The sequence below is a fragment of the Streptomyces sp. genome (assembly GCF_031181555.1).
In the GTDB taxonomy this organism is placed as follows: domain Bacteria; phylum Actinomycetota; class Actinomycetes; order Streptomycetales; family Streptomycetaceae; genus Streptomyces; species Streptomyces fimbriatus.
This window is the reverse complement of sequence record NZ_JAPSKQ010000100.1, coordinates 1-5,799: the sequence shown is the minus strand read 5'-3', so window position 1 is coordinate 5,799 and position 5,799 is coordinate 1. Positions and strand designations below refer to the sequence as shown.

6 protein-coding genes are annotated in these 5,799 nt (G+C 71.5%); 4 read left to right on the top strand and 2 right to left on the bottom strand.

The genetic code is table 11. The features are described from left to right. Positions 1-35 precede the first annotated feature (35 nt). The 4 genes from RIM90_RS20040 (at position 36) to proC (ending at position 3,442) form a co-directional block, all read left to right on the top strand. A complete protein-coding gene (locus RIM90_RS20040; protein ID WP_309062109.1) occupies positions 36-848 on the top strand; it encodes a class I SAM-dependent methyltransferase in 813 nt (270 codons plus the stop codon). Positions 849-880: 32 nt separating this feature from the next. Next, positions 881-1,759 (top strand): ABC transporter ATP-binding protein, encoded by an 879-nt coding sequence (locus tag RIM90_RS20035; RefSeq protein WP_309062108.1) that lies wholly within the window; start codon positions 881-883, stop codon positions 1,757-1,759. Then, positions 1,756-2,526, top strand: a complete 771-nt coding sequence (locus tag RIM90_RS20030; protein ID WP_309062107.1) for an ABC transporter permease — start codon at positions 1,756-1,758, stop codon at positions 2,524-2,526. The genes RIM90_RS20035 and RIM90_RS20030 overlap by 4 nt, the downstream gene beginning before the upstream one ends. Positions 2,527-2,629: 103 nt before the next feature. Then, entirely contained in the window at positions 2,630-3,442 is an 813-nt protein-coding gene (proC, locus tag RIM90_RS20025; RefSeq protein ID WP_309062106.1) for a pyrroline-5-carboxylate reductase, read from the top strand. 24 nt (positions 3,443-3,466) lie between these two features. Here the strand turns inward: proC and RIM90_RS20020 are convergent, their stop codons facing one another. Both RIM90_RS20020 and trpS read right to left on the bottom strand, forming a co-directional pair. Further along, on the bottom strand, positions 3,467-4,063 hold the full coding sequence (locus RIM90_RS20020) for a cysteine hydrolase family protein (RefSeq protein WP_309062105.1): 597 nt from the start codon (positions 4,061-4,063) through the stop codon (positions 3,467-3,469). Between the two features lie 158 nt (positions 4,064-4,221). Next, positions 4,222-5,241: a tryptophan--tRNA ligase gene (gene trpS / locus RIM90_RS20015; RefSeq protein ID WP_309062104.1), complete on the bottom strand. Its 1,020-nt coding sequence runs from the start codon at positions 5,239-5,241 to the stop codon at positions 4,222-4,224. Between the last annotated feature and the right edge of the window lie 558 nt (positions 5,242-5,799).

Here is a 5,799-nt window from a genome sequence, read left to right as displayed (position 1 = left end):
CCCCGCAGCGCCGCCCCCACGGCCACCATGGCCGTATGCCCACCGAAGCGTTCGAGCCGCCCGCCGCCGGATCCGTCACCCCACTCGACCACTCCGCCCGCGCCCACTCCTTCAACGCCGCCGCGGCCCAGTACGCCGCCCACCGCCCCTCCTACCCGCCCGCCCTCTTCGACGTCGTCGAGGACCTCGCCGGCCGCCCCCTCGCCGGCTCCCGCGTCGCCGACATCGGTGCCGGGACCGGTATCGCGACCGCGCTCCTGCACGCCCGGGGCGCCGACGTACTCGCCGTGGAACCCGGGGACGGCATGGCGGCGCAGTTCCGCCACCTCCACCCGGACCTCCCGATCGTCCGCGGAAACGGCAACGACCTGCCCCTCGCCGACGGCTCCCTCGACCTCCTCACCTACGCCCAGGCCTGGCACTGGACCGACCCCGCCCGGGCCGTCCCGGAGGCGCTGCGCGTCCTGCGTCCGGGCGGCGCACTCGCCCTGTGGTGGAACACCGACGCGCTCGACGTGCCGTGGATCGCTCAGGCGGCCGAACGCGTCGACCGGCACTTCGGATCGAACCTCTCCGCCGAGAAGCGGAACATCAACGCCCGCGTCGCCGACCCCACGGACCGCCTCGGCTTCGTCCACCGCAAGATCCGCTGGGCCCGTCGTGTCCCGCTCGACACGCACCTGGCCAACCTCGGCAGCCACTCGGTCTTCCTGACCCAGGGGGAGGAGCGCACCGCCGCCTTCCTCGCCGAGGAGCGACAGCACCTCCTGGCCGTTTTCCCGGACGGGACCGTCGAGGAGACGTACGACGTCGTCCTCCTCCTCGCGACGGTCCCTTCGGCGGCTTGACGCCACCCGTGCCCGGGAGGATTATTCATCACATGATGAATTACTCTTCCGGGCCGCCGCGCCCGGGCACCCCGCACGGCGACGAGGGACGGGGCCGGGGGCGGGACGACGCCGCTCCGGCGGTGCGCGCCCGGGACCTCACCGTCGTCCGAGGCTCCCGCACGGTCCTGCGCGGCCTCGACTTCACCGTCCCGCGCGGTCAGGTCACCGGCCTCCTCGGCCCGTCCGGCTGCGGCAAGTCGACCCTGATGCGCGCCATCGTCGGCACCCAGGCCAAGGTCACCGGCACCCTGGACGTCCTCGGCCTCCCCCAAGCTCCCGGCTCCGCTCGAGCAGGGGGGACCCCCATCGCCGGCCACCCCACCCTGCGCACCCGCATCGGATACGTCACCCAGGCGCCCTCGGTCTACGACGACCTGACCGTCCGCCAGAACCTCGACTACTTCGCCGCGATCCTCCACCCCGGCCGCGCCGCCGCCGACCGCCGCCACGAGGTGGAGCGCGTCCTCGCCGACGTCGACCTCACCTCCCACGCCGACGCCCTCGCCGGCAACCTCTCCGGCGGCCAGCGCAGCCGCGTCTCCCTCGCCGTGGCCCTCCTCGGCACCCCCGAACTCCTGGTCCTCGACGAACCCACGGTCGGCCTCGACCCGGTCCTGCGCCGCGACCTCTGGCAGCTCTTCCACACCCTCGTCGCCGAACGCGGCGCCACCCTGCTGATCTCTTCCCACGTCATGGACGAGGCCGAGCGCTGCCACCGCCTCCTGCTCATGCGCGAGGGCGAGATCCTCGCCGACGACACCCCCGACGCCCTCCGCACCCGCACCGGCTCCGAGACCGTCGAGGCGGCCTTCCTGCACCTGGTGGACGCGGCGATCGCGGCAGGCCGTACGAAGGAGACCACCCGATGAGCACCACCCGCCCGGCCCCGACCGGCGCCCTGAACCTCTCCCGCACCACCGCCACCGCGGCCCGGGTCCTGCGCCAGCTCCGCCACGACCCGCGCACCGTCGCGCTGATGCTGCTCGTCCCCTGTCTGATGCTGTTGCTGCTCCGCTACGTCTTCGACGGCAGCCCGCGCACCTTCGACACCATCGGCGCCTCGCTCCTGGGGATCTTCCCCCTGATCACGATGTTCCTCGTCACCTCGATCGCCACCCTGCGCGAGCGCACCTCCGGCACCCTCGAACGCCTCCTCGCCATGCCCCTCGGCAAAGGCGACCTGATCGCCGGTTACGCCCTCGCCTTCGGCACCCTCGCGATCATCCAGTCGGCCCTCGCCACGGGCCTCGCCGTCTGGTTCCTGGGCCTCGACGTCACCGGCAGTCCCTGGCTGCTCCTCCTGGTGGCCCTGCTCGACGCCCTCCTCGGCACCGCCCTCGGCCTGTTCGTCTCGGCCTTCGCGGCCTCGGAGTTCCAGGCGGTCCAGTTCATGCCGGCGGTGATCTTCCCCCAGCTCCTCCTCTGCGGCCTCTTCACCCCGCGCGACGCCATGCACCCGGTCCTCGAGGCCGTCTCCGACGTCCTCCCCATGTCCTATGCCGTGGACGGCATGAACGAGGTCCTCAAGCACACCGACATGACCGCCGCCTTCGTCCGCGACGTCCTGGTCGTCGCCGGCTGCGCCCTGCTCGTCCTCGGCCTCGGCGCCGCCACCCTGCGACGCAGGACGGCGTGACCGCTCCCCACCCCGTCCCGCCCACCGGACACGACCCCGCCCCCACGCCCCCGAGTGCGAGGATGAGCCAGGACGACGCACACCCCGGAGGGCATCCCCAGCCATGACCCAGAAAGTCGCAGTCCTCGGCACCGGCAAGATCGGCGAAGCCCTGCTCAGCGGAATGATCCGCGCCGGCTGGGCCCCCGCCGACCTCCTGGTCACCGCCCGCCGCCAGGAACGAGCCGAAGAACTCCGCACCCGCTACGGAGTCACCCCGGTCTCCAACCAGGAAGCCGCCAAGACCGCCGACACCCTGATCCTCACGGTCAAACCGCAGGACATGGGCGCCCTCCTCGACGAACTCGCCCCGCACGTCCCCGCCGACCGCCTGGTCATCAGCGGCGCCGCCGGCATCCCGACCGCCTTCTTCGAGGACCGCCTCGCCGCCGGCACCCCCGTGGTCCGCGTCATGACCAACACCCCCGCCCTCGTCGACGAGGCCATGTCGGTCATCTCCGCCGGCAGCCACGCCACCGCCGACCACCTCGCCCACGCCGAGGAGATCTTCGGCGCCGTCGGCAAGACCCTCCGCGTCCCCGAATCCCAGCAGGACGCCTGCACCGCCCTCTCCGGCTCCGGCCCGGCGTACTTCTTCTACCTGGTCGAAGCCATGACCGACGCCGGCATCCTCCTCGGCCTGCCCCGCGACAAGGCCCACGACCTGATCGTCCAGTCCGCGATCGGCGCCGCCACCATGCTCCGCGACAGCGGCGAGCACCCGGTGAAGCTCCGCGAGAACGTCACCTCCCCCGCCGGCACCACCATCAACGCCATCCGCGAACTCGAGAACCACGGCGTACGAGCGGCCCTCATCGCCGCCCTGGAAGCCGCCCGCGACCGCAGCCGCGAACTGGCCACCGGCACCAAGGACTGACGGAACCGGCCCGCCCGGGGGCGGTCACACCACCGCGTCCAGCACCTCCTTCGTGGTCACCACACGCGCGAAGCCGTCCCCGTGCAGGGACACCGCCGACGCCTGCGCCAGCTCGTCCGCACTGCGCCACCAGCCGAACGGCCCCTCCACGTCGAAGGTGTACGTCGCGTCGTACGCCACCACCACGTCGTACCCCAGGTTCCCGCCCATCCGGGCCGTCGTCTCCACGCACATGTTGGTCTGGATCCCGGTCAGCACGATCTGGGAGATCCCCGCGCCCTTCAGCCAGGCGTCGAGATCGGGCGAACCGTAGAACGCCGAGTTCACGCTCTTCGTCACCAGCAGCTCCGCCCCCGCGCCCCCCTTCCCGCGCCGCGCCTCCACGTACTCCTTGAACCCGTTGCCCTCCTGCCCCGGCCGCAACGGCGACTCCGGCTCGACCGAGTCGTGCCGCACGAACACGACCGGTCGGCCCGACGCCTGCCACGCGTCGATGAGCGAGGCGATGTTGTCGTCCGCTCCGGGATTGTTCCGCTGCCCCCAGAAGGCGAGGTCCTCGAAACCCTTCTGCACGTCGACGACCACCAGCGCCGCGTTGTCGGCGATCTCTGCGATGTCCATGCCCCTGATCGTGGCGTCCCGCCGCCCCGCGTCCCAGAGGCACGAAGGTCAGTGATCGAGGATTTACTGCCACGGGGCCGGCCCCGGCAGCGGGAGCGCGTCGCACCGACACACCGCGACGCGCCTCCGCCACCGGCCCAGCGCCCACCGGGCCGCGCTCAGCCCAGGGCCCCGCCGTCCACACCCGCCGGCAACAACCCGATCGCCCGGTAGGCCGCATCCACGGTCGGCCGGGACATGGCCCGCGCCCGCTCCGCACCGTCCCGCAGCACCCCCTCCACATAGCCAGGATCCGCGCACAACTCCTTGTGCCTCTCCTGCACGGGTCTCAAGACCTCGACCACGGCCTCCGCGGTGTCCTTCTTCAAAGCGCCGTACGACTCGTATACACCGCCCAACGCCGCCGGGTTCCCACCCGAGCACGCCGCGAGGATCTCCAGCAGATTGGCCACCCCCGGCCGCGACTCCCGGTCGTACACGACGTCCCGGCCGCTGTCGGTCACCGCCCGCATGACCTTCTTCCGCACCACGTCCGGCTCGTCCAGCAGATAGACGATCCCCGGCCCCGTGTCGTCGCTCTTGCCCATCTTCGCCGTCGGGTCCTGCAGGTTCATCACCCGCGCCGCCACCTTCGGACGCGTGGCCCGCGGCACCACGAACGTGTGCCCGTACCGCTGGTTGAACCGCACCGCGAGATCCCGCGTCAGCTCCACGTGCTGCACCTGGTCGTCCCCGACCGGCACCTCGTCGGCCCGGTACGCCAGGATGTCCGCCGCCATCAGCACCGGATACGTCAGCAGCGACAGCCGCACGCTCCCGCCCCGCCGCTGCTCCCGCGCGGCCTTCTCCTTGTACTGGATCATCCGCCGCATCTCGCCGTCCGTGGCCACGCACTCGAGCAGGTACGACAGTCGCGCGTGCTCGTCCACGTGGCTCTGCACGAACACCGTGCACAGCCGCGGATCCAGCCCGGCCGCCAGCAACAACGTCGCCGCCTGCCGGCTCAGCCTGCGCACCCGCGCGGGGTCGTGGTCCACGGTCAGCGCGTGCAGATCGACGATGCAGAACAGCGCTTCCGCCCGGTGCTGGTCGACGGTGGCCCACTGCCGCATGGCCCCCAGGTAGTTCCCCAGCGTCAGGTGCCCGGTCGGCTTGACCCCACTGAAGACCCGTGTCATCTCTTCTCCGTCTCCTGGTCGAGGCCGCCGTCCCGGTCGGCCGCCCCTCGGAGCTCCGGAGGAGAAACAAGAACGGCCGCCGAGGCGGCGGCCGTAGGGTGCATACGTAAGGACGGCCGCCGTCAGGCGGCCCACCAGAACTGGCGGTACGTACGCGTCGTCATACGGGCCAGCGTAGCCCCCCGGGGCGGGATGAGGCCGAGAGTTGACACAGCCCGGCCGGATCCGTAGTGTTCTCCGAGTTGTCCGACGTGAGCGCCGACTCCGGTCGGTCCCCGGACAGCCATTCCGCACCACCACCATTACTCGACGACAGTCGTCTGTCTGCCGTCGTGTCATTGGCATGCGTATTCGCGAAATGAGGAATCCGCGTTCGAAAGGGCGCAGGCCCCCGATTAGCTCGGGAGCCGGGAATCCGCTAAAGTCTCACTCGTCGGAACGGCCCAACGGCCGGGAAGACAGCCCCTTCTGACGGGGAGTCGGGTCCGAAAGGATCTGCTAGAGTCGGAAGCGCCGGAAAGGGAAACGCGGAAGCGGGAACCTGGAAAGCACCGAGGA

Coding starts and splice junctions, on each gene's coding strand:
- RIM90_RS20040 (WP_309062109.1), top strand. CDS start 36: ATGCCCACCGAAGCGTTCGAGCCGCCCGCCGCCGGATCCGTCACCCCA.
- RIM90_RS20035 (WP_309062108.1), top strand. CDS start 881: ATGATGAATTACTCTTCCGGGCCGCCGCGCCCGGGCACCCCGCACGGC.
- RIM90_RS20030 (WP_309062107.1), top strand. CDS start 1,756: ATGAGCACCACCCGCCCGGCCCCGACCGGCGCCCTGAACCTCTCCCGC.
- proC (WP_309062106.1), top strand. CDS start 2,630: ATGACCCAGAAAGTCGCAGTCCTCGGCACCGGCAAGATCGGCGAAGCC.
- RIM90_RS20020 (WP_309062105.1), bottom strand. CDS start 4,063: ATGGACATCGCAGAGATCGCCGACAACGCGGCGCTGGTGGTCGTCGAC.
- trpS (WP_309062104.1), bottom strand. CDS start 5,241: ATGACACGGGTCTTCAGTGGGGTCAAGCCGACCGGGCACCTGACGCTG.